The sequence below is a fragment of the Microbacterium sp. 2RAF4 genome (assembly GCF_052115285.1).
Taxonomy (GTDB): domain Bacteria; phylum Actinomycetota; class Actinomycetes; order Actinomycetales; family Microbacteriaceae; genus Microbacterium; species Microbacterium oxydans.
The window spans coordinates 976810-1002402 of the sequence record NZ_JBFRGI010000002.1 but is presented as its reverse complement, the minus strand read 5'-3'; the positions used below and the strand labels follow the sequence as shown (position 1 = coordinate 1002402).

The following is a 25593-nucleotide window of genomic DNA, read 5'->3' as shown; positions in this document are numbered from 1 at the left end:
GACCACTGCGGCGATCGCCCGCACCTAGGGCGGCGCCTGTCAGGCGCGGGCCACGTCGAGCTCGATGACGGACCAGGACAGCGGCGGCAGGGTGGCGCGCACCGCTCCGTCCACGACCTCGGCTGCGCGCAGCGGCACCATGTGCACGCTGTCGGGAGCCGTCTCGAGGTTGGATGTGTGTCGGTCACCACCCTCGGGGATCGTGAGGGTCTCCGCACCGACGACGCGCAGGTCGCCGAGCCCGTGCAGGTCGATCGTCAGATCGCTCGACTCGTCCAGCGAGCGGTTCGCGACGAAGACGACCACTCGACCGGTGGCTTCGTCCCACGTGGCGGCGGCGTCCACCGCGTCGACCCCGCCGTAGCGCTTCGTCTCGATCTGCGGCGCGGACACGGCGAGCTGCAGGATGCGGCCCTTCGCGAGGCGTGCCATCCGCTCGAACGGCCAGAAGCTCGTCTGACGCCAGGCAGCGCCACCCTCCTCGGAGCGGATCGGCGCGATCACGTTCACGAGCTGGGCCTGGTTGGCGATCTTCACGCGGTCGCCGTGGCGCAGCAGGCTGTTCAGCAGCGTGCCGACGACGACGGCGTCCGTCACGTTGTACGTGTCCTCGATGAGTCGAGGGTGCTGTCGCCACCCGGCTCTCTCGATCTCCTTGGCCTCGACGTCGTTGTACCTCACCTGGTCCCAGACGTTCCACTCGTCGAAGGAGATGTCGATCCGCTTCGTGTGCTTGCCCGCGGCCTTGACCGCATCCACGGTCGCGATGACGCCCTCGATGAAGGCATCCATGTCGGTGGACTCGGCGAGGAACGAGGCGGCGTCGCCGTCGTGCTCCTGGTAGTACGCGTGCATCGACACGTAGTCGACCTCGTCGTATGCGTGGGAGAGCACCGTGTGCTCCCAGGTGCCGAACGTCGGCATCGATCGGCCGGACGATCCGACGGCCACCAGCTCGATCGAGGGGTCGACGAGACGCATCGCCTTCGCCGACTCCTGGGCGAGCCGTCCGTACTCGGAAGCGGTCTTGCCGCCGATCTGCCACGGTCCGTCGAGTTCGTTGCCCAGGCACCACAGCTTGATGTCGAACGGCTGCTCCGCGCCGTTCCGGCGACGGAGGTCGGACCAGTAGGTGCCTCCGGGGTGGTTCGCGTACTCGACGAGAGCGCGGGCCTCTTCGACGCCGCGGGTGCCGAGGTTGACGGCCTCCATGACCTCGACGTCGGCCTCCTCGGCCCAGTCCATGAACTCGTGCAGGCCGAAGGCGTTCGTCTCGATGGTGTGCCAGGCGCCGTCGATGCGCACCGGCCGATCCTCCGCGGGGCCGACGCCGTCCTCCCACCGGTAGCCGGAGACGAAGTTCCCGCCGGGGTAGCGGACGACCGTCGGTCCCATCTCCTTCACGAGCGCCAGCACATCCTGACGGAATCCGCGCTCGTCGGCCTGCGGGTGGCCGGGTTCGAAGATGCCGGTGTAGACGCAGCGCCCCATGTGCTCGACGAACGAGCCGAAAAGCCTCCGGGGAACGTCGGCGATCGTGAAGTCGCGGTCGATGGTGATGCGGGCCTGAGACATTGCTCTCCTTGTGAGTGGGCCGGGGTGGGATGGATGCTGCGCAGCGCGCTCTACTGGCCGCCGAAGCCGCTCGTCGCGACTCCCTTGACGATCTGCTTCTGGAAGATGACGAACACGACGATCAGAGGCACCGCCGCGAGCACGGCCTGTGCCATGACCTGCGCGTACTGCACCCCATAGGCGCTGATCACGGTCTGCAATCCGACCGGCAGCGTCATGAGCGTCGTGTCGTTGATGACGAGGAACGGCCAGAGGAAGTTGTTCCACGCGCTGATGAAGACGAAGATCCCGACGGAGGCCATGATCGGGCGTGACAGCGGCAGCACGATCGACCAGAAGATCCGGAACCGCCCTGCACCGTCGACGCGCGCCGCGTCTTCCAGCTCGATCGGGATGGCATCGAAGAAGCGCTTCAGGATGAACACCATCGCCGGCGCCACCACCTGCGGCAGGATCAGGCCCCAGTAGGTGTCCACCAGGTTGAGGGCGAGCATCTCGTAGAACAGGGGGATGATCAGCACCTGCGGTGGCACGACGATCGAGGCGATGATCACCACGAACAGCCACTTGCGGCCGGTGAAATCCAAGCGGGAGAACGCGTACGCGGCCAGCGCCGAGATCGCCAGGGTGATCACGGTGATCGCCACGGACGTGAGCAGGCTGTTGAGGGCCCACGTGTACACGTTGCCCTGCGAGAGGATCGCGGTGAACGCGTCGATGGTCGGTCCGCTCGCACCGATCCAGCCGGGGTCTCCTGACGCGGCGTCCGTCTCGGTCTTGAAGGCTGTCGCCACCGCCCAGAGGAACGGCAGCAGCCATCCGATGGCCAGGATCAGCAGCACGATGAAGGCGCTGATACGGAGCGGTCCGAACGGGTTCTGACCTGGTAGGTGCGAGCGACGAGGACGGCGGGACGACGCGGTCGTGATCGTCTCGGTCGCGGTGGTGGTCGTGGCGGTGGTGACGGTGGCGGTGGCGGTTGACATCAGAACTGCTCCTTCCGGCGGCGCGTGATCAGAGCCTGCGCGACGCCGAGGATGACGATGAGGGCGAAGAACACGTAGGAGATGGCGGCCGAGTAGCCGAACCGGTAGCTGACGAAACCGGCCTCGTAGATGTACTGCACGATGGAGCGGGTGGTGTCGCTCGCGACCCCGCCGAGCATCTGGTACGCCTGGTCGAACAGCTTCAACGAGGCGAGGATCTGCAGGATCAGGATGAGGACGGTCGCCGGCCCGAGCTGCGGGAGCGTGATGGACCAGAACTGACGCCAGGGACCCGCTCCGTCCAGAGACGCGGCCTCGTACTGCTGCGGCGGGATGTTCTGCATGGCCGCCAGATACAACAGGAAGTTGAACCCGACCGTCCACCACACCGTGGCGATCACGATGGACAGCATGTTCGTGTCGGGGTTCTGCAGCCACGCGATCGGCTCGAGGCCGAAGAACTCCAGGATGTTGTTGGCCGCGCCGACCTGAGGGTTGAAGATCCACACCCAGATCTGCGAGATCACGGTCGAGGCGAGCAGGAACGGCATGAAGAACGACAGCCGCCACAGCCACTGCCCGGGGATTCCGCGATCGACGAGGGCCGCCATCGCGAGGGCGATCACCACGAGGGGCACGGTGGAGAGCAGCGTGAACCAGGCGGTGTTCCCCATCGACTGCCACATCTTGGGGTCGGTGAACGCCTCGGCGTAGTTGGCGAACCCGATGAACGAGCCGCCGGCCCCGGTGAGGGACTGGTCGGTGAAGCTGAGGATGATGCCGTGGATGATCGGCCACACGAGGAACATGGCGAACGCCACGAGGAACGGTGCGAGGAAGGCCCAGCTGATCAGCTGCTCGCGGTTGCGCGACCCGGCGCGACGACCACGCGGGGTAGTGCGCGATCCGGTGACGATGGTGCGGGTGGAGTCGGTGGCAGCGGTCATGATCCGAACGTCCCTTCGGGGTCTGCCGGGTTCGGCTGTCGGAGCAGGGTGTTGACCCGTGCTTCGAAGCGGTCGATCGCCGCTGCCGGGTCGTCGCCGGAGAGCAGCACTCCCTGCACGGCAGCGCCGAACTCCGCCTGGAAGTTGGAACCGGAACCGGTGAACCAGGCCATCGGGTCGTACACCACGTGCTGTGCCGCCTCGGCGTAGTTCGCCTGAGGGATCAGGTCGGCATAGGCCGCGGACTCGGTCACGGGGAGGAACGCGGGGATGTGGCCGGCCTCCGCCCAGCCGAAGGAGTTCTTCAGCATGTCGGCGACGAACTCGTAGGTGAGGTCGCGGCGCACCGGGTCGGCGTCGGACTGGTGGGGGAGCACGAACGAGTGCGAGTCGGCGTACACCGCGGGGGTGCCGTAGAGCGTCGGGATCATGGTCGCATCGAAGGGGATGCCTGCGGCCTGCATCGTGCGAAGCTCCCACACGCCCGTGAAGAGCATGCCGCTCTTCCCGGTGGCGAACTCGGCGATCGCGCTGCCGTAGTCGTTCTGCGCCGCCGCGATCTCGCCGTCGAGAAGCGTCTGCATCAGGGTGAGCGATTCGACCGCGATGTCCTTGTCGATCACGGCGGGCCCGCCCGCCGGCAGCTCGATGGCGGCCCCGTGCTGCGAGTAGAAGGTGTAGAACAGGCGCCACATCTGTGCGCCGTCACCCAGATAGCCGAACGAGAGGGCGTGGCCCTTCGCCGCGCCGCCGACCGTGCGCAGCTGGTCGAGGAACTCCTCGGGGGAGGAGGTCTCGGCCAATCGGCCATCGCTGTCCAGCACCCCGGCGGCGTCGCAGACGTCGGTGTTGAACATCATCACGAAGGGGTGCGCATCGAGCGCGATGCTGTACATGCCCTCGCCGACGAAGCCCTTCTCCCAGATGGGTTTCGGGAAGGTGGAGCTGTCGATGCCGAGCTCGGCGAGCCGGTCGACGTCCCAGCGGTCGAGGAGTCCGCCGGGTGCCCAGCCGACCGTGCGGGTGGCGTGCATGATGGCGACGTCGGGAGCGCGACCGCCCGCGCCGGCCATCGCGAGCTTCGTGTAGTAGGGCGTGCCCCAGGCGAGCACGGTCGGGCGGATGCGAAAGGCGTTCTGTGCACCGTTCACCTCGTCCAGCAGCTGCGACATGGTGACGCCGTCGCCTCCGCTGAGCAGATGCCAGAACTGCAGCGTCTGCGGCCCGGAGCCCGGCGCGGAGCCGGGGGCGCAGCCGGCGAGCAGTGCTGCGCCGGCAGCCAGGGAGGTGGCAGCGAGGAACTGCCTTCTGGACAGATCGAGCGGGGGCGTCATCGTCACTCCTTTGTGACCGTGGGCGGGACGACCCATCATTACATCGATGTAATCGACGGCGCAAGCGTTCGCCGTCACGGCGCGCATCGTCGTGGCGTGCGCCGCCGTCAGGGGCGGTGGCCGGACGGGCGACCCTGCGTGCTGGCGCGCTCGAGGAGGTGGTGCGACAGTGTGAGTGCGCGTGGGGGAGCCGTGCGATCGTCCATCCGGGACTCGAGCAGACCGAGCGCCGCGATCGCGAACGCCCGTCGATCGAATGCCACGGAGGTCAGTGCCGGGGAGGTGAAGCGCGAGAACTCCACGTCATCGAAGCCCGTCACGATGACGTCGTCCGGCACCCCGATGCCGTTGTCGTGCAGAGTGTGCAGAGCGCCGAGGGCGAGCGAATCCGTGAAAGCCACGATCGCGTCGAAGGGCACGCGACGCTCCAGCAGCAGGCGCACCGCCTCCGCGCCTCCGTCCATCGACCAGGGCAGGCGATTGATCTCGAGAGCCGGATCCCGGGGGATGCCGGCCTCGCGGAGCGCATCGTGCACGCCCTCGAGGCGCAGCCTGCTCGTGGCCGTCGCGATCGACGGATCATCGTCCGCGCCCACGACGGCGATCCGCGTCGCGCCGCGGGACAGCACGTGTCGTGTCGCGTCGGCAGCGGCCCGGCGGCTGTCGATGCGCACATGATCGGCGCGGTTCTGCTCCACCTCGCCGATGACCACGAGCGGAGGAAGGCGATCGGCGTACTTCAGCACGCTGTCCTCGAGGCGGATCGGGTTGAGGATGAGGCCGTCGACCAGGTGTGCCCTGGCGCGGGAGACCAGCTCCTTCTCGCGCTCCGGTTCCGAGGCCGTCTCCTCGATCTGCACGGCGAGGCCCCGCTCGTGGGCGGCTTCGACGATGCGATGGACGAGCTCCGCCGAGAATGCGGTCGCGAGATCGGGAAGGGCGACCGCGATGATGCCGGAGCGCCCCTTGCGCAGCCCCCTGGCGCTGAGGTTCGGGACGAAGTCGAGCTGCGCCATCGCCGACTCGACCTTGGCGCGGGTGCTCTCATTGACCGGGACGGTGCCGGTCACCACGTTCGAGACCGTCTTGGGCGACACCCCTGCAAGGGCGGCGACGTCCTTCATCGTGGCACGGGGCGGGGGCGGCGCTGTCATCCGGTCAGCCTATCGCCGAGGTTCGATGCGGCCCGACTGCATCGATGTAATCGGGGCGTGGCTATCATGGCGCCATGACGACCGAGCGCAACTGGGCAGGCAACCTCACCTACCGGGCCTCGACCCTCGCCCACCCCGCGTCGGTCGATGAGCTCGGTGACCTGCTCGACCGCGGCGGACCGGTGCGCGTGCTCGGCTCGCGGCACTGCTTCAACGACATCGCCGACACCGAGGGCCTGCTCATCGCGCTGGATCGCCTCCCCATGGTGTGCGAGGTCCATGCGGACCGCACGGCCGTGCGCGTCTCCGGTGGTGCGCGCTACGGCGACATCGCCCCTCTGCTCGAGGCCGAAGGACTGGCACTCGCGAACCTGGCCTCGCTGCCGCACATCTCCGTCGCCGGGGCCATCGCCACCGGAACGCACGGCTCCGGCGATGCGATCGGTTCGCTCGCGAGCGCGGTGCGGGGCCTCACGATCCTCACACCCTCCGGCGAGACGCGCGTGTTGCAGCGTGGGGATGCCGACTTCGACGGTGCGGTCGTGAGCCTCGGCGCGCTCGGAGTCGTCCTCGACGTGACGCTCGACGTCGAGCCGACCTATCAGGTGGCACAGCACGTCTTCGAGCGCCCGGACTGGGACGCGGTGCTCGCCGACTTCGATGCGGTCACCTCGATCGGCACCAGCGTGAGCCTGTTCTCGACCTGGGAGCACACCGACGCAGTCGACCAGATCTGGGTGAAGCAGCGCCTGCCGGAAGCGCGTGAGGCCGCGCGGGAGTCCCTGTTCGAGCGGCTCGGGGCCGTGCCGGCGGTGAGCAAGAGACACCCCATCCTCGGTGTCGACCCCGTCGCGTGCACGGAGCAGCTCGGGGTCGCCGGTCCCTGGTTCGAGCGGCTGGCCCATTTCAAGCTCGACTTCACCCCATCGGCCGGTGCCGAGCTGCAGAGCGAGTACCTCGTCCCGCGAGCGGACGCTGTCGCGTCGATCCAGGCCGTGCGCACGCTCGCCGGACGCATCGCCCCGCTGCTCCTGGTGAGCGAGATCCGCACGGTGCGCGCGGACGATCTGTGGCTCAGCTCGTCCTCCGGCGCTGACGTCGTCGGAATCCACTTCACCTGGCGCCCGGACGAGGCGGGGGTGCGAGAGCTGCTGCCGGCGATCGAGGCCGCCCTCCCCGGCACGGCCCGACCGCACTGGGGCAAGGTGTTCACGCTCGACGGCGCCGAGGTGCGCACGCGCTACCCGCGCTGGGCCGACTTCGCCGCGCTCGCCGCCCGCTACGACCCGGACCGTCGGCTGGTCAACCCGTACCTGCAGCGTCTGGGCCTCTAGTCGCTGGCCCTGGCCCTGCGCCTGTACCCGGGCCCGTAGCCGCCGTTCCTGTCGCGATATTCCAGCTCCGTCGCCCGACGAAGGTGGAATATCGCGACCGGAACGGGCGCCCGACCGGAAGCATCTTGTGTTCCGAAATCTGTTACCGGTAACATCAACGCAGAAGTCATCATCACACGGCCCGTCGGGCCGCCGGATCCGCCTGGTGCAGGGCCCGGTATCTCAAGGAGGAGAGTGCATGAACAGCGTCACCGGAAGTCGTCCCTGTCGACCCGATCGCGGTGCCGCCGGCCCCTGCCCGGCGCGCGGATCGCGGCAGGATCAGCCCCCGCGCTGAGCATCTCCCTCGCGACGCCATGACGCCGAGCGCCCGGAGGACCGCCTCCGTCGGCACCGGTCGATGCGTCAGCCTCATAGACCCCACAAGGGGACCGGAACCCGTCCAACGGCCCATCCGCCGCGACGGACGCTGCCGGTCGCTTCCCACCTCCGCCTGAGCTCCGTCCTCTGCGGTCTTCTCCCGTGCGGGAAAGGCCGTCGTCGGCGTGCGCTCGTGCGCCCTCTAGCGAATCGATCCACAAGGAGAAACCCGTGAAAACACACCGCAGATCCACCGATCGGCAGCGCAGCCGATCCACATCGCGCCCGGCGGCGCTACTGGGGGTCGCTGCCCTCGTCGCGTCGTCCGTGACCGCCGTGGCCATGCCGGGCGCGGCCTTCGCTGCTCCGTCGAACATCATCCAGAACGGCACTTTCGAGTCCGGGCTGTCGGGGTGGACCGCACCTCTGGGCGGAACGCTCGCGGAGAGCACGGATGCCCGTACCGGGTCGAAGGCGCTTGCGATCAGCGGTCGCTCCAGCTTCCAATCAGGGCCGACCTCGACGGTGACGGGCTTGTTGCAGATGGATCGGTCATACGATCTGTCGCTGTCGTTGAAGTTCGACGCAGGTCGTGCCTCGCAGGACTTCAACGTGGTGCTGTGCACCTCGACTCGGAGCCGGTGCGACGTCGTGGCCTCCACCACGGCCACCGCCGGCGAGTGGGCGACCGTCCAGAAATCGTTCACTCCGCTGTCCGCCGACTACGACATCCTCTTCGTCGAGACCCCCTGGAACACCGACGTGCAGTCGTTCGTGATCGATGACGTCTCGCTGACCACTGCCGACGGCGCCGCAGTGTCCGAGCCTCCGGCGGTGCCGGGCAACCTGTTGCCGGACGGCCGGTTCGTCTCCGACCTGAACGGCTGGACCAGCCCTCGCGGCGGCACTCTGGCACTGAGCGACGATGCGGCGAGCGGCGCGCACTCCCTGAAGGTCACCGGCCGCGAGAACACGCAGTCGGGTCCGTTCGCGAACGTCGCGGACAAGATCGAGCTGGGTGCCTCCTACCGTCTCACCGGCACGCTCAAGTACGACGAGGGCAACGCCACCCAGCAGTTCAACTTCACGTTCTGCCCCACGAACTTCAACGGATGCGCCGACTACGGGCACACCTTCACGAAGGGCGAGTGGGGAACGTTCTCCCAGGAGTTCACGGCCGAGGCCAAGCACGTCGCGGCGGGCTGGCTGTTCGTGGAGTCGCCTTGGGGTTCCGAGGCGCTGCAGGACTTCTCGGTCGACGATCTCTCGCTCGTGAAGATCGCCGATGCTCCCGAGGTCCCCGCCTTCACGAGCCTGGAGAACGTCCAGACCAAGCCGGTCGGCGATCACAACCCGCTCGTCGGGCACAAGTTCGGTGCCGATCCGCATCACCTCGTCTACAACGGCCGCCTGTACATCTACTCCACCGATGACACGCAGCAGTACGACCTGAACAGCAAGGACGAGAACGGTCTGCCGACGCAGTCCAACGGCTACGGCGGGATCACCCGGCTCAATGTGATGTCCACGACCGACATGGTCAACTGGGTCGACCACGGCTCCGTGCCGATCGCGCGTGAGGGCGGAGCCGCTCCGTGGGCCCGCAACTCCTGGGCTCCGGCCGCGATCGAGAAGGACGGCAAGGTCTACCTCTACTTCTGCGACAGCGGGACCGGCACGGCGGTCGTCGTCGGCGGCTCGCCGCTCGGTCCGTGGGAGGATCCGCTCGGCAAGAAGATCATCCCCGACACGGTGTCGCGCGACTACATCGCCGCCGGTGGCTTCCCTGCAGGGATGTGGCTGTTCGACCCCGAGGTGTTCATCGACGACGACGGACAGGGCTACCTGTACTTCGGTGGCAACTCGCAGATCGGCACCTCGCCGAACGTGCAGGGGCCGCAGAACCCCAAGTCGACCAGAGTCGTGAAGCTGAAGGACGACATGGTCACCCTCGACGGCGACCCGGTCGAGATCGATGCCCCCGGTATGTTCGAGGCTTCCAGCATGTTCAAGCGCGACGGCAAGTACTACTACTCGTACTCGTCGAACTTCCAGGTGAACGAGGCTCCGGGACTGTACCCGTCGCGGGGCGCGATCGCCTACATGATGACCGATGACCCGATGAAGCTGGGCTCCTCGGAGTACGCGGGCGTGGCGTTCCAGAACCAGGGCACGTTCTTCGGAGCGGGCAACGGCGGCAACAACCACTCCGACATGTTCACGTACAAGGGCGAGACATACTTCACGTATCACGCGCAGACGCGCGGAGCGGCATGGGCCGCGGCTCTCGGGACACCGGGTGCCACCCAGGGCTACCGCTCCGTTCACATCGACAAGCTCGAGTTCAACCAGGACGGCACCATCAAGCCGATCGTCGGCACCAAGGCCGGCGTCCCGCAGGTCGAGAGCTTCGATCCGTACCGCACCTTCGAGGCGGAGACCCTGGCATGGCAGCTCGGTATCACCACGGCCAAGACGGATGCGGCCTCGGTGGAGTTCGCCGAGCACAACGGGGCGGGCAACATGGTGCTCTCCGGCATCGATGACGGGGACTTCTCCGGCATCTCCGGGGTCGACTTCGGCTCCGGAGCGAAGACGGTGTCCGCCACGGTGAAGCCCCTGGTCGCCGGAAGCAGCATCCAGGTGCGCCTGGACGATGTCGATGGTCCTGTCGTGGCCGAGATCCCGGTCGACGGTCCGATCGGCGAGTGGACGAAGGTCGAGGCAGAGGTCAGCGGCGCCACCGGCGAGCACGACGTGTTCTTCGTCTTCGCCGGCGCCGAGGGTGCTGACGCCGACAGCGACCTGTTCGAGGTCGACAACTGGGCGTTCGCCGCGATCGATGACGTCCCTGGGGCTCAGCTGAGCGTGAAGCTGTCGGCTTCGACGGTCGCTGCCGGAGGCTCGCTCACCGTGACCGCCACCGGGGTGACGGCCGACGAGGTGGAGATCGGCATCGAGAGCACGTACCGCGCGCTCGCGACCGCCACCACCGCGGACGGCCGGCTCGAGGCGACCGTCACGATCCCTGCTGACACGACGGCTGGAGCGCACCACATCGTGCTGCGTGATGGCGAGACGGAACTCGCGCGGTTGCCGCTCGCCGTCACCCGCGCGAACACGGGCGGTGGGACCGACGGCGGAACGGACGGCGGCACTGACGGCGGAACCGGCGGCGGCAGCGTCGGCGGCAGCGTCGGCGGAACCGGCGGTGGTGTCGCCACCGGTTCCGACGGCTCCCTCGCGACCACCGGAGGCGACGCGAGTGCGTCGCTGACGGCGGCGTGGCTCGGTGCGCTGCTCCTGGCACTCGGATCCGGGCTCTGGATCCTGCGCCGCCGAGGCCGCCGCTCAGCCGGGGAGGCTGAGACGGAGTGAGGTGAGGGCGCCGCTTCCCGGCGGCGACCGACCCTCTTCGGCCCGTCCCCTCTCACTGCCCCCCGCAGGGGGAGGGGACGGGCTCTCACCCGCCATTGCGCGCCCGATGGTGTTCTCGGTAACATCGCTCAAGGCGGGGCCGACGGAGGTGTGTATGGTGAGCGTCGGCTCGGACAAACCCAACATCCGCCAGGTGGCGGTGATCGCCGGCGTGTCGCACATGACGGTGTCCCGGGTGCTGAACGACCATCCCAACATCAAGCCCGACACGCGACGCCGGGTGCTCGAAGCGATCGAAGAGCTCGACTACCGCCCCAACCTCGTGGCGAGGGCTCTCGCGACGCAGCGGTCCCGGCGCATCGGCGTGCTCGTCGAGAGTCCCGGTGCCTTCGGGCCCACCAGCATCCTGAGCGCCGTCGAGCTCGCCGCCCGCGGGGCCGACTACTCGGTCGCCCAGATCGCACTCCACGAAGGCGACGGCCTCTCGCCGCAGGAGGCCGTCGAGACCCTCATGACGCAGGGGGTCGACGCGCTATGCGTGATCGCGCCGAGATCGTCGTCCGTGGCGGCGCTGCGCCGTGTGGTCATCAACGTGCCGATGCTCGTCGTGAAGGCCGACGCCGACCCCACCTTCCTGACGGTGTCGATCGATCAGCACGCCGGCACCACACTGCTCGTGGATCACCTGGTGGCGCTCGGACACCGGGACATCCTGCACATCTCCGGTCCGCTGGACTGGCTCGACGCCCGTGCTCGCGAGCGTGCATTCCACTCGAGGGCGAAGTCGTGGGGTATCCGTGAGCGTCCGATCGTGGTCGGTGACTGGTCTGCCGACTTCGCCTACGACTTCGCGATGGGGCTCAACAGGCTCCCGGACTACACGGCCGTCTTCGCGGCGAACGACGACATGGCCATCGGGCTCATCCACGGTCTGCACGACAAGGGCTTCAGCGTCCCGGGGGATCTCAGCGTCGTCGGCTTCGACGATGTGCCCCTGGCGCGACATTTCCTCCCGCCGCTGACCACGATCCGCCAGGACTTCCATGCCCTCGGCGTCGCAGTGGTCGAGACGCTGCGCGCCGCGATCGAGGAGCGCGAGATCCCCGCGTTCACCCGCATCCCCACCGAGATCGTCACGCGGGCCTCGACCGCGCCTCCGCGGGAGGCGCGGTGATGTCCGCCGTCGGACAGCAGCCGGTCGTCGAGCTCTCCGGGATCACCGTCGAATTCCCCGGGGTGCGCGCGCTGGACGGCGTCGATTTCCGTCTGTTCCCCGGTGAGGTGCACGCGCTCATGGGCGAGAACGGAGCAGGCAAGTCCACGCTCATCGCCGTGCTGACCGGAACATGCACGCCGGCGGCGGGGACCGTGACGATCGCGGGAGAGCAGCGTCGATTCTCCGGAGTCGCGGACAGCAGGGCAGCGGGAATCGCGACCGTGTTCCAGGAGACGCAGTTGAGTCCGAACCTCACCGTCGCCGAGAACGTGATGCTGGGCCGCGAGCGGCGAGGTCGCTTCGGCATCGACTGGCGCCGTACCCGGACCGACGCGGCTCAGGCGCTCGCCCGACTGGGGCTGGACGATCTCGATCCCCGGACGCCGGTCGCCCTGCTGTCTCCGGCGCAGAAACAGCTCGTCGCCCTGGCGCGCTCCGTGGTCGACGACCCGGACGTGCTGGTGCTCGACGAGCCCACGTCGAGCCTCGACCAGGCCGAGGTCGCCACCCTGATGCGCGTCATCCGCAGCCTCCGCCAACGCGGAGTCGCGATCCTGTTCGTGTCGCACTTCCTCGAGCAGGCCTTCGCGATCAGTGACCGCATGACGGTCCTGCGGGGCGGTCGCCTCGTCGCGGAGAGCGCGACGCACGATCTGGACAGAGCCGAGCTGATCTCCCAGATGCTGGGCAAGGACATCGAGAGCCTGCGGGCGCTCCGATCGGAGCGCACGTCCCACCACTACGCCTCCGACGGTCTGCCTGCGCTCCGGGCTCTGGACCTCGGGCGCCGCGGTGAGATGGGCGGCACCGACGTCGAGATGCAGCGGGGGGAGATCGTCGGCTTCGCGGGCCTGCGCGGTTCCGGCAGAACCGAGCTCGCGAGTCTGCTGTCCGGTGTCGCGCGTGCCGACTCCGGCGAGGTGTGGGTCGACGGCGAGCGCGTGGAGCTGCGCAGCCCCTCCGTCGCGCTGCATCACCGGATCGCGATGTCGACGGAGAACCGCCGCACGCAGGGAATCATCGGCGACCTCACGGCACGGGAGAACATCCTCCTCTCGCTGCAGGCGTTGCGTGGGTGGTCGCGACCGCTGTCGGCGGGGGAATCCGAGGCGCTGATCGACGCCTACGTGGAGGGCCTGCACCTCGATCCCGTCGACATCGACCGCCCCGTGAAGATGCTCTCGGGGGGAGCCCAGCAGAAGGTCCTGCTCGCACGTGCGCTCGCGGTCCGCCCGCACGTGCTGATCCTCGACGAGCCGACGCGGGGGATCGACATCGCGGCGAAGCTCGACATCCAGCGCCGGGTCAGCGAGCTCGCGGCCGGTGGCGTCGCGGTGGTGTTCATCTCCTCCGAGCTCGAGGAGGTCGTGCGGGTGAGCGACCGGATCATCGTCCTGAAGGACCGCGAGAAGATCGGCGAGCTCAGCAACGGTCCGGGAGTGACGGTCGACACGGTGGTCGAGATGATCGCCGCGGATATCGAGCCACTCCTGCACTAGTTGTGTCCGGTAACAGCCGGACCTCATCGAAGAAGCGCCATTTTTCAAATCGACGTTGTGTTCCAGAGTTTGTTCCCGGTAACATCGCCAGCAGGACGGCCTCAGGGTGGTCCTGCAATCACCAGGACCACGATCGGTCCGAAACGGTTTGCCGGTTCATGCCGGCGTCTCAAGGAGGAGAAATGTCCGTGAAGAAGCGCATGCGCGCGGCGATGGGTCTGGCAGCCGCAGGAGTGCTCGCGATCGGCCTCGCCGCCTGCTCGACCGGCGGGTCGGACGACAGCGGCAGCGGTGACGGGGGAGAGGTGACGACCGTCGGATTCGTCGCCGTCGGTCCCGAAGGCGCGTGGCGAGAGGCCAACGAGCGCAACATCCAGGAGACCTTCACCGAGGATGCCGGATTCGACCTCAAGTACGCCCCGGCCACCAACCTCGACCAGAAGTCGCAGATCGACGCGTTCACGTCGTTCGTCGATGCGGGCGTCGATGTCATCCTGCTCTCGGCCACCGAGGCATCCGGGTGGGAGGACTCGCTCAAGCGTGCCCAGGAGGCGGAGATCCCCGTGATCCTGCTGGACCGCGGGATCGAGCCGAACGACGACAGCCTCTACGTGACCCGGATCGCGCCCGACAACGTCGAGGTCGCCAAGGAGGTCGGCACGTGGGCGGCATCCGCCTTCCCCGAGGGCGGCAACTACGTCGTGCTCGAGGGCCCGGCCGGTGTCGGTGTGGTCAACGAGCGCAACAAGGGCTTCGAGGAGGGCCTCGGCGACTCGTCGTTGACCAAGCTCGACTCCCAGACGGCGAACTGGTCGGCGGAAGAGGGCAAGAGCGTCTTCGAGACGATGCTGAAGGCCAACAACAACGACATCCAGTTCGTGTTCGCACAGAACGACGAGATGGGTCTCGGCGCGGCCCAGGCAGCGGAGGAAGCCGGCCTGGCGATCGGCACCGACGTCAAGATCGCGACGATCGACGGCACCAAGAGCGCGATGGAGGCCCTCGCCGAAGGGCAGCTCAGCTACGTGCACGAGTACAACCCGCTGTTCGGCGAGACCGCGCTCGACGTGGTGAAGAAGACGCTGGCCGGAGAGTCCGTCGACTCCTACATCATCGTCCCCAGCAAGGCGTTCGACTCCGCCGACGCGGCCAAGGCCGTTCTGGCCGACCGCAAGTACTGATCACCCCGAGGCTTCGGCCTCACGCCGGGTGGTGCAGCGAGGTCTGCGCCACCCGGCTTCTCAGACGGAGAGACAGCGATGAACCAAGAACGGCCCATCGTCGAGATGCGAGGGATCTCGATCGAGTTCCCCGGCGTCAAGGCGCTCGACGGCGTCGACTTCCGCCTCTTCCCCGGTGAGGTGCACGCCCTCATGGGAGAGAACGGTGCCGGCAAGTCGACCCTGATCAAGGCACTCACGGGTGTCTACACGATCGACTCCGGAACGATCGTGGTCGGCGGGGAGGAGCGCAGCTTCAGCGGCACCGGAGACGCGCAGGCCGCAGGCATCTCGACCGTGTACCAGGAGGTCAACCTCGCCCCGAACCTCTCCATCGGCGAGAACGTGATGCTCGGACACGAGGTGCGCGGCCTGTTCGACATCAACTGGCGGGCCACCCACCGCGCGGCCACGGCGGCGCTCGGGCGGCTGGGCCTGCAGGGGCTGGACACCCACAAGCCGCTCTCGACGCTCTCGATCGCGATGCAGCAGCTGGTCGCGATCAGCCGGGCGATGGCCGTCGACGCCAAGGTCCTGATCCTCGACGAGCCGACCTCGAGCCTCGATGCCGCCGAGGTCGAGGGGCTGTTCACGGTCATCCGCTCCCTGCGCGATCAGGGCGTCGCCATCCTGTTCGTCTCCCACTTCCTCGACCAGATCTACGCGATCAGCGATCGGCTCACCGTGCTGCGCAACGGACGGTACGAGGGCGAGTACCTCACGAGCGAGCTCGATCGCCACGCCCTCATCTCGACCATGATCGGCAAAGACCTCGACGCCCTCACCTCCCTCGGGGGCAACCGCCGACGCGAACCGCGCGACCCCGCGGAGAAGCCGCTGCTCTCGGCATCGGGGATCGCACGGCGCGGAGCGGTCGAGGCGACCGACATCGAGATCCGCCGAGGTGAGGTCGTCGGCTTCGCCGGACTGCTCGGCGCCGGCCGCACCGAACTCGCGCGACTGCTCTACGGAGCCGACCGCGCCGACGAGGGGACCATCGCCCTCGACGGCACCCGCACCGACCTGAGGTCCCCTTCGGACGCGCTCGCCCGTCGCATCGCGTTCTCGACGGAGAACCGCCGCGACGAGGGCATCGTCGGCGATCTCACCGTGCGGGAGAACATCATCCTCGCGGTTCAGGCCAAGCGCGGCTGGGCGCGTCCGATGTCTCGCAAGGAGCAGGACGCGATCGTCCGGAAGTACATCGACGAGCTCAACGTGCGCCCCGCAGACCCCCACCGGATGATCAAGAACCTCTCCGGCGGCAACCAGCAGAAGGTGCTCCTCGGCCGCTGGCTCGCGACATCGCCCGATCTGCTGATCCTGGACGAGCCGACCCGCGGGATCGACATCGGTGCCAAAGCCGAGATCCAGGAGACCGTCGCGCAGCTCGCCGAGGACGGCGTCGCCGTGGTGTTCATCTCCTCCGAGCTCGAGGAGGTGGTGCGACTCTCCGAGCGCATCGTCGTCATCAAGGATCACCGCAAGATCGGCGAGATCCAGAACGGACCGGATGTGACGGCGCAGGAGATCGTCGACGTCATCGCCGCGCACGGGCTGGAGGCCGCCGCCGAGACACTCGACGACGCGGAGGGGGCGCTCCCCGAGGCCGTCGTCCCCACCACCGAGAGCGAGGGCGCGCGATGACCGCCGCAGCCGGCACGACCTTCTGGCATGACCTCATCCGCAAGCCGTTCTTCTGGGGCATCGTCGCCATCGTGGCGCTGCTGGCGCTGAACGTGATGAAGGATCCGACGTACCTGGCGGTGACGATCAACCCGAACAACGGGAATCTGGTCGGCAACGTGATCGACATCCTCCGCCAGGCGGCACCCGTGATGATGATCGCGATCGGCATGTCCCTCGTGATCGCGACCGGTGGCATCGACCTCTCCGTCGGCTCGCTGATGGCGGTGGCCGGCGCGGTCTCGATGGAGTTCCTCCGCGCGGCCGGTGACTCGGAGTCGGTGGGCGTCGCGTTCGCCGCCGTCGGGCTCGCGCTGCTGGTCACGGCCATCCTGGGGGCAGTGAACGGAGTCCTCGTCGCCTACATCGGGCTGCAACCGTTCATCGCGACGCTCGTCCTCATGCTCGCAGGGCGAGGCATCGCCAAGGTGATCACGGGCGGGCAGAACACCTCGGCGACGAGCGCCCCGTTCCGCTGGATCTCGAACGGCTACCTGATCGGCATCCCGGTGGTCTTCATCCTGGCCGTGCTGATCGTGCTCGCGGTCGGCGCAGTGGTTCGTCGCAGCGCTCTGGGCCTCATGATCGAGGCGATCGGCATCAATCCCAAGGCGAGTCGCATGGCCGGGATCAAGCCGGCGGGACTGCTGCTGACGGCGTATGTGCTCAGCGGCCTCCTCGCCGGAGTGGCCGGCATCATGTCGGTGGGCAGCGTCATGACCGTCGACATCTCCCGCACCGGCTATCAGCTCGAGCTCGACGCCATCCTCGCAGTGGTGATCGGCGGGGCGTCGCTCGCCGGTGGCAAGTTCTCCCTCAGTGGGGCGTTCGTCGGTGCGCTGCTCATCGCGACGCTCGACAAGACCGTGCTCTATCTCGGGGTGTCGTCGTCGGCGACGCCCGCCTTCAAGGCGATCGTGATCGTCGTGCTGTGTCTGCTGCAGTCGGAACGGGTGCGCAGCTGGTTCCGCACGCGACGACGGGTCGTCTCGACCACCCCCGCCCAAGAATCCCTCAAAGAGGAGGCGAACGCATGACCGCTCTGATCGACGCCACCGTGCCGCCGCAGCGTGTTGATCCGGTGGGCCGCATCCGGCGGCTGATCCTCGCGAACCCGTCGGTCCTCCCGACGATCGCATCCGTCGTCATCTTCGTGGCGATGGTCGTGTACGGGGAGATCGCGTACGGGCGCGTCGTGCAGTTCAACACGCTGTCCAACCTGCTCATCAACAACGCGCACCTGATCGTGCTCGCCGTCGCGATGACGTTCGTGATCATCACCGGAGGCATCGACCTCTCGGTGGGATCCGTCATCGCGTTCTCCTCGGTCGCCGGGGTCATGCTCGCCAACGCGGGGTGGAACGCCTTCGCCGTGATCGCCGTCATGATCGGCGCCGGAGCGGCGTTCGGCCTCGTGTCCGGCATCCTGATCAGGTACTTCAACGTGCAGCCCTTCATCGCGACGCTGGCCATGATGTTCCTCGGTCGCGGACTCGCCTCGCTGCTCAGCACCACCCCTGAGCGTCTGGGGGAGGACTCTCCGCTGCGCTGGATCGGCGTGCAGCTGAAGATCATCGACGGTCCGAAGGTGAACGACCTCGTCATCACTCCGGCCGTGATCATCGCGGTCGTCGTCGTGCTCGTGGCGTTCTTCGTGCTGCACCGCACCCGCACCGGGCGCACGGTCTACGCGATCGGCGGCTCCGAGAGCTCCGCGCTCCTGATGGGGCTCCCGGTGTGGCGCACCAAGGTCCTCGTCTACGTGATCAGCGGTGGACTCGCGGGGTTGGCCGCCGTGCTCTACACGGCGCGTCTCGGCACGGCTCAGAACATCACCGGCATCGGGTGGGAGCTCGACGCGATCGCGGCCGCTGTCATCGGCGGCACGGTGCTCACGGGAGCATACGGCTACGTGCTCGGCTCCGTCGTCGGCGCACTGGTGCTCGGGCTCATGAACGTGCTGATCACGCGCGACGGCGGCATCCCTCCCGAGATGACCACCATCATCACCGGTGGCATCCTCCTGGTCTTCGTGCTGCTGCAGCGGGTGGTGACGCGCAAGAAGGAGTAGCCGCCGCGGTGCCGCCGTTCCCGTCGCGATATTCCAGCTCCGTCGCCCGACGAAGGTGGAATATCGCGACCGGAACGGTGTCAGATGTGGTCGCGCCAGGAGTGCTGCGGCACGTAGCCCAGTACGCGGCGCGCCTTGTCGATCGACAGGAGCGTCTCGTTCGGGCCCACCTCGCGGGTCACGGGGACCCCGGGGAACACCTCGGCCAGCAACTCCGCGTTCGGGCGCGACATGACGGTGTCGGCTGCCGCGATGATGTACGTCTCGAAACCGGTGGGCGCCACCTCGAGCGCCCGCTGCACGGCCTGTGCTCCGTCGCGGGCGTCGATGTAGCCCCAGAGGTTCCACTTGCGCGCGAGCGCATCGGCGTCGAACGACGGGAACGCGGCATAGTCTTCCGGCACCATGACATTCGAGAAGCGCAGCGCCGTGATGGACAGGTCGGGGTGCCAGCGCACGAGCTCGGTCGCGAGCTGCTCCTCGAGCGTCTTCACGAGCGAGTACACGGACTCGGGGCGCGCGGGATACTCCTCGTCCACTGGCACGTAAGGCGGTGGCACATCGAACGGCAGGCCGAGCACCGTCTCGCTCGATGCGTACACGATGCGGGTGATGCCCAGGCGCACCGCGGCCCAGAACACGTTGAACGTGGCGGGCATGTTGTTGTGGAAGGTGGCGACGTCGGTGCGGATGCCGGGCGCGGGGATCGCCCCGAGGTGCACCACGGCGTCGACCCCGTCATGCTGGTCGCCGACCGCGGTGAACGCGTCGACCACCTGGCCGTAGTCGGTCAGGTCGACCTGCACGAAGCCGGGTCCGCGGTCTCCGGCGAGGTCCATGCCGATGACGTCGTAGCCGCTCGCGCGGAGTTCGCGGGCGACGACGCGTCCGAGCTTGCCCGATGAGCCGGTGAGAGCGATGCGCATGTGACCAGAGTGCCACGACCGCGGGATGCCGGCGGCGAAAGCCGTACACTCGTCGGCGTGAGTGACACCAGCAGCGGCCGCGGCCGACCCATCGGCGTCCGTGACGTCGCCGCCCGCGCCGGAGTGTCCCGACAGACCGTGTCACGGGTGCTGAACGACCACCCCGACGTCGCCCCGGACACCAAGGAGCGCGTGGTCTCCGCGATGGTGGAGCTCGGCTACCGGATGAACAATGCCGCCCGTGCCCTGGGCACCCGCCGGTCCCGGACGCTCGGCGTGCTGGCCTCGGACGCGCTGCAGTACGGTCCGTCGCGCAGTCTCGCTGCGCTGGAGGCCTCCGCCCGCGAGGCCGGCTACTGGGTGAGCGCCGCCTTCGCGGATGCGGCGGACGTCCGGGCCGTGGTCGCCGCGGTCGATCATCTCGTCGTCCAGGGAGTGGAGGGGATCGTCGTCGTCGCACCCCATGCCCAGACGCTCGAGGCCCTCGGGGAGCTGCGCATCGACGTACCGGTCGTGACGCTGCACTCCGCAGGCCTGGGGGCGACGGGTCTGTCCGTCGACCAGGCGGCCGGGGCGCGGTTGGCGGTCGCTGCGCTCGCCGAGGTCGGGCACACGCACATCGCGCACCTCGCCGGACCGGCGGACTGGCTCGAGGCGGAGTCGCGCGCCGAAGGGTTCGCTGCGGAGCTCGCGTCCCGCGGGCTGGTGTCCGGCCCGGTGATCCAGGGCGACTGGTCGGCGGGGTCCGGCTACGCGGCTGTCGAGGCGGTGCGGCGATCCGGTGTGACGGCGGTGTTCGCGGCCAACGACCAGATGGCGCTCGGTCTGCTGAGCGCTCTGCACGAGGCCGGGCTCGCGGTTCCGGGGGACGTCAGTGTGGTCGGCTTCGACGATGCCCCGGATGCCGCGTACTACTGGCCGGCGCTCACGACCGTGCGTCAGGATTTCGAGGAGCTCGCGCGGCGGGCGGTCGCCGCGGCGATCGGCGGTGGCGAGGCCGCCTCCGCCCTGCCGCCCGTGGCCCCCGTCCTGGTCGCGCGCTCCTCCGTCGCTCCTCCTCGCTGACCTGCTGCCCCGGTGTTGACGGTTCGCGCGGTCGCGTGACACACTTCTGTGACCGGTCACAGTGGCCGGCTGAGAACTCTTGAGGCAGCTGTGAGCGACGACGCCCCCACCTTCGCACCCGACATCGAACACGCGATCGCGACGATCCGTGCCGACGTGGCCCGCCTGCACGGCGAACTGGTCCGCTACGGACTGGTGGTCTGGACCGGGGGGAACGTGTCGGGCCGTGTGCCCGGAGCAGACCTGTTCGTGATCAAGCCCAGCGGCGTGAGCTACGACGACCTGCGGCCCGAGAACATGATCCTCTGCGATCTCGACGGCGCGGTGATCCCCGGCACACCGGGCAGCGATCGTTCTCCGTCGAGCGACACCGCCGCGCATGCCTACGTCTATCGGCACATGCCGGAGGTCGGCGGCGTCGTGCACACGCACTCGACGTACGCCGTCGCCTGGGCCGCACGGGGCGAGGAGATCCCCTGCGTCATCACCGCGATGGCCGATGAGTTCGGTGGGCCGATCCCGATCGGGCCGTTCGCCGTCATCGGCGACGATTCGATCGGCCGCGGCATCGTCGACACCCTCAGCGGGCACCGCTCCAGGGCGGTGCTCATGCAGAACCACGGCCCGTTCACGATCGGCTCGGATGCGAAGGACGCCGTGAAGGCCGCCGTCATGGTCGAAGACGTCGCCCGCACGGTGCACATCGCCCGCGAGGCCGGACCTCTGATCCCGATCGCGCAGTCCGAGGTCGACCGTCTCTTCGACCGCTACCAGAACGTGTACGGCCAGAGCGAGGACACCCGTCGATGAGCGCCGTCGACGACATCAGGGACGGGCGCACGAGCCTCGGCATCGAGCTGGGCTCGACCCGCATCAAGGCCTGTCTGATCGGCCCCGAGCCGACCGAGGTGCTCGCCACCGGCTCCTTCTCGTGGGAGAACAGGCTCGCTGACGGGCTCTGGACCTACCCGATCGATGAGGTGTGGAGCGGTGTGCAGGCGGCGTACACGGCACTGATCGACGATGCCGAGCGACGTCACGGCATCCGTCCGGACACGTTCGGCGCCATCGGGGTCTCGGCGATGATGCACGGCTACCTCGCCTTCGACGCGTCGGGCGAACTGCTGGTGTCGTTCCGCACGTGGCGCAACACCCACACGGGCACCGCTTCCGCCGAGCTGGGGGAGCTCTTCGGCGTCAACATCCCCCTCCGCTGGTCGATCGCGCACCTGCACCAGGCGGTGCTCGACGACGAGCCGCACCTCTCCCGGATCGCGAGCATCACCACGCTCGCCGGCTATGTGCACCACCGGCTGACGGGGGAGCGCGTGCTCGGTGTCGGCGACGCGTCCGGCATGTTCCCGATCGACCCCGCGACCGGCGACTACGACGCGCGGATGCTCGGGGCCTATGACGCCGTCGTCGGCGAGCGTCTGCCCGTGCCCGTGGCCCGTCTCCTGCCCGCCGTGCTCCCCGCCGGTGCCGCGGCCGGTGCGCTGACGGCCGAGGGGGCGGCGCTGCTCGATCCACGGGGCGGCCTGCGACCCGGCATCCCGCTCTGTCCTCCGGAAGGCGATGCGGGAACGGGCATGGTCGCCACGAATTCCGTCGCCCCGCGAACCGGGAACGTGAGCGCCGGCACCAGCATCTTCGCGATGGTCGTGCTGGAGCATCCGCTCTCCGAGGTGCACCGCGAACTCGATCTCGTGACCACGCCGGCGGGGGACGAGGTGGCGATGGTGCACTGCAACAACGGTGCCAGCGAGCTCGCCGCGTGGGCGGGTCTGTTCACCCGTTTCGCGGCCGCCAGCGGGAACCCGACAACGGACGATGCCGCGTTCGACGTGCTGTTCCGTGAGGCGCTCGAGGGAGCGGCGGACGCGGGAGGGCTGCTCGCCTACAACCACCTCGCGGGGGAGCCCATCGCCGGGCTGGTCGAGGGCCGTCCCCTGTTCGTGCGCACGCCCAGCAGTGCTCTCACGCTGCCGAACTTCATGCGCTCCCAGGTGTACGGCGTGTTCGCCACGCTCACCCTCGGGATGCGGGTACTCGCCGCCGAGGGGGTGCAGCTCGACCGGATGTTCGCGCACGGCGGCATGTTCCGCACGGCCGGCGTGGCGCAGCGCTTCCTCGCCGGCGCGCTCGGCGCCCGTGTCGCTGTGGGAGAGCTCGCGGCAGAAGGCGGCGCGTGGGGCATCGCCGTGCTCGCCTCCTACCTCTCCGAAGCCGACGATCTCACGCTGACCGAGTATCTGGATCAGCGCGTGTTCGCCTCGGCATCCCTCGTCACCGTAGACCCCGATCCGGCCGACGTCGCCGGCTTCTCCGCGTATCTCGACCGCTACCGGGCGGGGCTGGCCGTCGAGGCCGCCGCCGTCGCCTCACTCTAAGGACCGCTCATGACCCGTACTCCGCTCACCACCTCGCTCGACGGCTACGAGGTGTGGTTCCTCACCGGCAGCCAGCACCTCTACGGACCCGAGACCCTCGCGCAGGTCGCGGCGCAGTCGCAGGAGATCGCCCGAGTGCTCGACGAATCGCCGGAGGTGCCGGTGACCATCGTCTGGAAGCCGGTGCTGACGGATGCTGCGGCCATCAAGCGCACCGCGCTCGAAGCCAACGCGGACGACCGGGTCATCGGACTCGTCGCCTGGATGCACACCTTCAGCCCGGCGAAGATGTGGATCGCCGGCCTCGACGCACTGCAGAAGCCGCTCGCGCATCTGCACACCCAGGCCAATGTCGAGCTGCCGTGGGCCGACATCGACTTCGACTTCATGAACCTCAACCAGGCCGCGCACGGTGACCGCGAGTTCGGCTACATCCAGACGCGTCTGGGCGTGCCGCGCAAGACCATCGTCGGGCATGCCTCCGACCCGCGTCTGCGACGTGAGCTCGGCACCTGGCAGCGGGCGGCGGCGGGCCTCGCAGCTTCCCGAGACCTGAAGCTCGCGCGCTTCGGCGACAACATGCGCTTCGTCGCCGTCACCGAGGGCGACAAGACCGAGGCGGAGCTGCGTCTCGGCGTACAGGTCAACACCTGGGGGATCAACGAGCTGGCGGAAGCGGTGGCCGCAGCCTCCGACTCCGCGATCGACGCCCTGATCGCGGAGTACGAGGAGTCGTACGAGGTCGCGCCCGAGCTCCGGCGCGGGGGAGACCGGCACTCGGCGTTGCGCGACGGCGCCGCGATCGAGGTCGGGCTGCGCTCGTTCCTCGAGGAGGGCGGCTTCGGAGCGTTCACCACCTCGTTCGAGGACCTGGGCGCGCTGAAGCAGCTCCCCGGTCTCGCGGTGCAGCGGCTGATGGCGGAGGGCTACGGCTTCGGTGCCGAGGGCGACTGGAAGACGGCCGTGCTCGTGCGGATCGCGAACGTCATGGGTGCGGGTCTGCCCGGTGGGGCGAGCCTCATGGAGGACTACACCTACGACATGACCCCGGGTGATGAACTGATCCTCGGAGCGCACATGCTCGAGGTGTCGCCGTCGCTGACCACGGCGAAGCCCACGCTCGAGCTCCACCCGCTCGGCATCGGGGGAAAGGACGACCCGGTGCGCCTGGTGTTCACCGCCGACCCCGGTCCCGCCGTCGTGGTGGCGCTGACCGACATGCGCGATCGTTTCCGGCTGACCGCGAACGTGGTGGAGAACGTGCCGCCGCGCGCCGCTCTGCCCCAGCTCCCGGTCGGTCGTGCGGTCTGGAAGCCGCAACCCGACTTCACCACGAGCGCGGCCGCCTGGCTCACCGCGGGAGCCGCGCATCACACGGTCATGTCCACCGCGGTGGGCATCGAGGCCTTCCGCGACTTCGCCGAGATGGCCGAGATCGAACTGCTCGTGATCGACGAGGGCACGACGCTCCCGGAGTTCCAGAAGCAGGTGCGGTGGAACCAGGCCTATTACCGTCTGGCTCAGGGCCTGTGACGGCGATCGCGCGTTCCGGGCGTCAGCTCTCCATCTCCGCCCACGGCTACCGTGCGGAGATCGCGAGCATCGGCGCGACACTGCGCACCTTGACGTGGGGCGGTCGCGACCTCACCGTACCCTTCGACGCGGACGCGGTGCGACCCGGATACCGCGGTGCGACGCTCGCCCCGTGGCCGAACCGCATCGTCGACGGTCGCTACCGGTTCGACGGAGAAGAGCACCAGCTGCCACTGACCGAGCCCGAACGCGGACACGCACTGCACGGACTGCTCACCTGGGTCGACTTCGAGCGCCGGCTCGTGCAGGACGATCGGGTGGTTCTCGCAGCGGTGATCGTGCCGCAGTCGGGGTATCCGTTCCGCATCGAGGTCGAGGTCGAGTACCGGCTCGATGTCGAGGGGCTGCACCAGACGGTCACCGCGCACAACGTCGGGACCGATGCAGCGCCCTGGGGCACCGGACCGCATCCGTACCTCGTGGCGGGTCAGGGCATGGTGGACGACTGGTCGCTGTCGCTCCCCGCGGCCGAGGTCCTCACCGTGACGCCGGATCGGCTGAGCCCGGTGGCGGTCGAACCGGTGTCGCAGCATCCGCAGTGGGACTTCCGCGAGGCGAGGCGGATCGGTGACGTCTTCATCGATCACGCGTTCACCGCCCTCACCCGCACCGACGGATTCGCCGAGGTGCGCCTGCTCGAGGACCGGGGCGGTGGCGTCGGCATGGCGTGGGATGACCGGTGCCCGTGGGTGCAGGTGCACACCGCGGACACCCCGGCCGTCCCCGCGACGCATCGCATCGGTCTGGCGGTCGAGCCGATGACGTGCCCGCCCGACGCGTTCAACTCCGGCATCGACCTCGTCACCCTCGCCCCCGACGCCACGCACACGGCTTCGTGGAGGATCTTCGCCATCTAGCG

General features: G+C 68.6%; 19 protein-coding genes. 13 read left to right on the top strand and 6 right to left on the bottom strand.

The window, feature by feature from the left end:
• Positions 1-39 precede the first annotated feature (39 nt).
• From arfA to AB4070_RS09265, 5 genes are all read right to left on the bottom strand, one after another.
• Positions 40-1575, bottom strand: a complete 1536-nt coding sequence (gene arfA, locus AB4070_RS09285) for an arabinosylfuranosidase ArfA (protein ID WP_441979830.1) — start codon at positions 1573-1575, stop codon at positions 40-42.
• A 50-nt stretch (positions 1576-1625) separates the two neighbouring features.
• On the bottom strand, positions 1626-2561 hold the full coding sequence (locus AB4070_RS09280) for a carbohydrate ABC transporter permease (RefSeq protein ID WP_441979829.1): 936 nt from the start codon (positions 2559-2561) through the stop codon (positions 1626-1628).
• Positions 2561-3508 (bottom strand): carbohydrate ABC transporter permease, encoded by a 948-nt coding sequence (locus AB4070_RS09275; protein ID WP_441979828.1) that lies wholly within the window; start codon positions 3506-3508, stop codon positions 2561-2563. The genes AB4070_RS09280 and AB4070_RS09275 overlap by 1 nt, the downstream gene beginning before the upstream one ends.
• Positions 3505-4842, bottom strand: a complete 1338-nt coding sequence (locus AB4070_RS09270; protein WP_441979827.1) for an extracellular solute-binding protein — start codon at positions 4840-4842, stop codon at positions 3505-3507. Before AB4070_RS09270 ends, AB4070_RS09275 begins: the two co-directional genes overlap by 4 nt.
• A 107-nt stretch (positions 4843-4949) precedes the next feature.
• The gene (locus tag AB4070_RS09265) at positions 4950-5996 is read right to left on the bottom strand and encodes a LacI family DNA-binding transcriptional regulator (protein WP_441979826.1); all 1047 of its coding nucleotides are present in this window, start codon (positions 5994-5996) and stop codon (positions 4950-4952) included.
• Positions 5997-6070: 74 nt separating this feature from the next.
• Between AB4070_RS09265 and AB4070_RS09260 the strand changes: the two genes are divergently transcribed.
• The 8 genes from AB4070_RS09260 (at position 6071) to AB4070_RS09225 (ending at position 18760) form a co-directional block, all read left to right on the top strand.
• Positions 6071-7330 (top strand): D-arabinono-1,4-lactone oxidase, encoded by a 1260-nt coding sequence (locus AB4070_RS09260; protein WP_441979825.1) that lies wholly within the window; start codon positions 6071-6073, stop codon positions 7328-7330.
• 591 nt (positions 7331-7921) lie between these two features.
• Positions 7922-11068 (top strand): carbohydrate binding domain-containing protein, encoded by a 3147-nt coding sequence (locus tag AB4070_RS09255; protein ID WP_441979824.1) that lies wholly within the window; start codon positions 7922-7924, stop codon positions 11066-11068.
• Positions 11069-11222: 154 nt separating this feature from the next.
• On the top strand, positions 11223-12242 hold the full coding sequence (locus AB4070_RS09250; protein WP_441979823.1) for a LacI family DNA-binding transcriptional regulator: 1020 nt from the start codon (positions 11223-11225) through the stop codon (positions 12240-12242).
• Complete coding sequence (locus AB4070_RS09245) at positions 12242-13783, top strand: sugar ABC transporter ATP-binding protein (RefSeq protein ID WP_441979822.1); 1542 nt, start codon at positions 12242-12244, stop codon at positions 13781-13783. Before AB4070_RS09250 ends, AB4070_RS09245 begins: the two co-directional genes overlap by 1 nt.
• Before the next feature lie 182 nt (positions 13784-13965).
• On the top strand, positions 13966-14964 hold the full coding sequence (locus AB4070_RS09240) for a substrate-binding domain-containing protein (protein ID WP_441979821.1): 999 nt from the start codon (positions 13966-13968) through the stop codon (positions 14962-14964).
• Positions 14965-15042: 78 nt separating this feature from the next.
• Positions 15043-16650 carry a sugar ABC transporter ATP-binding protein gene (locus tag AB4070_RS09235; RefSeq protein WP_441979820.1) on the top strand — a complete coding sequence of 536 codons (1608 nt, stop codon included), beginning with the start codon at positions 15043-15045 and terminating at the stop codon, positions 16648-16650.
• Complete coding sequence (locus tag AB4070_RS09230; protein ID WP_441979819.1) at positions 16647-17726, top strand: ABC transporter permease; 1080 nt, start codon at positions 16647-16649, stop codon at positions 17724-17726. Before AB4070_RS09235 ends, AB4070_RS09230 begins: the two co-directional genes overlap by 4 nt.
• Positions 17723-18760 (top strand): ABC transporter permease, encoded by a 1038-nt coding sequence (locus AB4070_RS09225; protein WP_441979818.1) that lies wholly within the window; start codon positions 17723-17725, stop codon positions 18758-18760. Before AB4070_RS09230 ends, AB4070_RS09225 begins: the two co-directional genes overlap by 4 nt.
• Positions 18761-18840: 80 nt before the next feature.
• Here the strand turns inward: AB4070_RS09225 and AB4070_RS09220 are convergent, their stop codons facing one another.
• Positions 18841-19686, bottom strand: coding sequence for an NAD-dependent epimerase/dehydratase family protein (locus AB4070_RS09220; protein ID WP_441979817.1), 846 nt, complete (start codon positions 19684-19686; stop codon positions 18841-18843).
• A gap of 57 nt (positions 19687-19743) precedes the next feature.
• Between AB4070_RS09220 and AB4070_RS09215 the strand changes: the two genes are divergently transcribed.
• The 5 genes from AB4070_RS09215 to AB4070_RS09195 all read left to right on the top strand — a co-directional run bounded on the left by AB4070_RS09215 (position 19744) and on the right by AB4070_RS09195 (position 25591).
• Entirely contained in the window at positions 19744-20751 is a 1008-nt protein-coding gene (locus tag AB4070_RS09215; protein WP_441979816.1) for a LacI family DNA-binding transcriptional regulator, read from the top strand.
• A 90-nt stretch (positions 20752-20841) separates the two neighbouring features.
• Positions 20842-21561, top strand: a complete 720-nt coding sequence (locus AB4070_RS09210; protein ID WP_441979815.1) for an L-ribulose-5-phosphate 4-epimerase — start codon at positions 20842-20844, stop codon at positions 21559-21561.
• Complete coding sequence (locus tag AB4070_RS09205) at positions 21558-23141, top strand: xylulokinase (protein ID WP_441979814.1); 1584 nt, start codon at positions 21558-21560, stop codon at positions 23139-23141. The genes AB4070_RS09210 and AB4070_RS09205 overlap by 4 nt, the downstream gene beginning before the upstream one ends.
• Positions 23142-23150: 9 nt before the next feature.
• Positions 23151-24674 carry an L-arabinose isomerase gene (gene araA / locus AB4070_RS09200; RefSeq protein ID WP_441979813.1) on the top strand — a complete coding sequence of 508 codons (1524 nt, stop codon included), beginning with the start codon at positions 23151-23153 and terminating at the stop codon, positions 24672-24674.
• Positions 24671-25591, top strand: a complete 921-nt coding sequence (locus AB4070_RS09195; protein WP_441979812.1) for an aldose 1-epimerase family protein — start codon at positions 24671-24673, stop codon at positions 25589-25591. The genes araA and AB4070_RS09195 overlap by 4 nt, the downstream gene beginning before the upstream one ends.
• Positions 25592-25593 lie beyond the last annotated feature (2 nt).

Excerpts from the sequence above, each read along its gene's own strand:
- AB4070_RS09280 (WP_441979829.1), bottom strand. The coding sequence starts at position 2,561 with ATGTCAACCGCCACCGCCACCGTCACCACCGCCACGACCACCACCGCG.
- AB4070_RS09245 (WP_441979822.1), top strand. The coding sequence starts at position 12,242 with ATGTCCGCCGTCGGACAGCAGCCGGTCGTCGAGCTCTCCGGGATCACC.
- AB4070_RS09275 (WP_441979828.1), bottom strand. The coding sequence starts at position 3,508 with ATGACCGCTGCCACCGACTCCACCCGCACCATCGTCACCGGATCGCGC.
- AB4070_RS09240 (WP_441979821.1), top strand. The coding sequence starts at position 13,966 with ATGTCCGTGAAGAAGCGCATGCGCGCGGCGATGGGTCTGGCAGCCGCA.
- AB4070_RS09225 (WP_441979818.1), top strand. The coding sequence starts at position 17,723 with ATGACCGCTCTGATCGACGCCACCGTGCCGCCGCAGCGTGTTGATCCG.
- arfA (WP_441979830.1), bottom strand. The coding sequence starts at position 1,575 with ATGTCTCAGGCCCGCATCACCATCGACCGCGACTTCACGATCGCCGAC.
- AB4070_RS09205 (WP_441979814.1), top strand. The coding sequence starts at position 21,558 with ATGAGCGCCGTCGACGACATCAGGGACGGGCGCACGAGCCTCGGCATC.
- AB4070_RS09270 (WP_441979827.1), bottom strand. The coding sequence starts at position 4,842 with ATGACGCCCCCGCTCGATCTGTCCAGAAGGCAGTTCCTCGCTGCCACC.
- AB4070_RS09235 (WP_441979820.1), top strand. The coding sequence starts at position 15,043 with ATGAACCAAGAACGGCCCATCGTCGAGATGCGAGGGATCTCGATCGAG.
- AB4070_RS09230 (WP_441979819.1), top strand. The coding sequence starts at position 16,647 with ATGACCGCCGCAGCCGGCACGACCTTCTGGCATGACCTCATCCGCAAG.
- AB4070_RS09220 (WP_441979817.1), bottom strand. The coding sequence starts at position 19,686 with ATGCGCATCGCTCTCACCGGCTCATCGGGCAAGCTCGGACGCGTCGTC.
- araA (WP_441979813.1), top strand. The coding sequence starts at position 23,151 with ATGACCCGTACTCCGCTCACCACCTCGCTCGACGGCTACGAGGTGTGG.
- AB4070_RS09265 (WP_441979826.1), bottom strand. The coding sequence starts at position 5,996 with ATGACAGCGCCGCCCCCGCCCCGTGCCACGATGAAGGACGTCGCCGCC.
- AB4070_RS09250 (WP_441979823.1), top strand. The coding sequence starts at position 11,223 with ATGGTGAGCGTCGGCTCGGACAAACCCAACATCCGCCAGGTGGCGGTG.
- AB4070_RS09260 (WP_441979825.1), top strand. The coding sequence starts at position 6,071 with ATGACGACCGAGCGCAACTGGGCAGGCAACCTCACCTACCGGGCCTCG.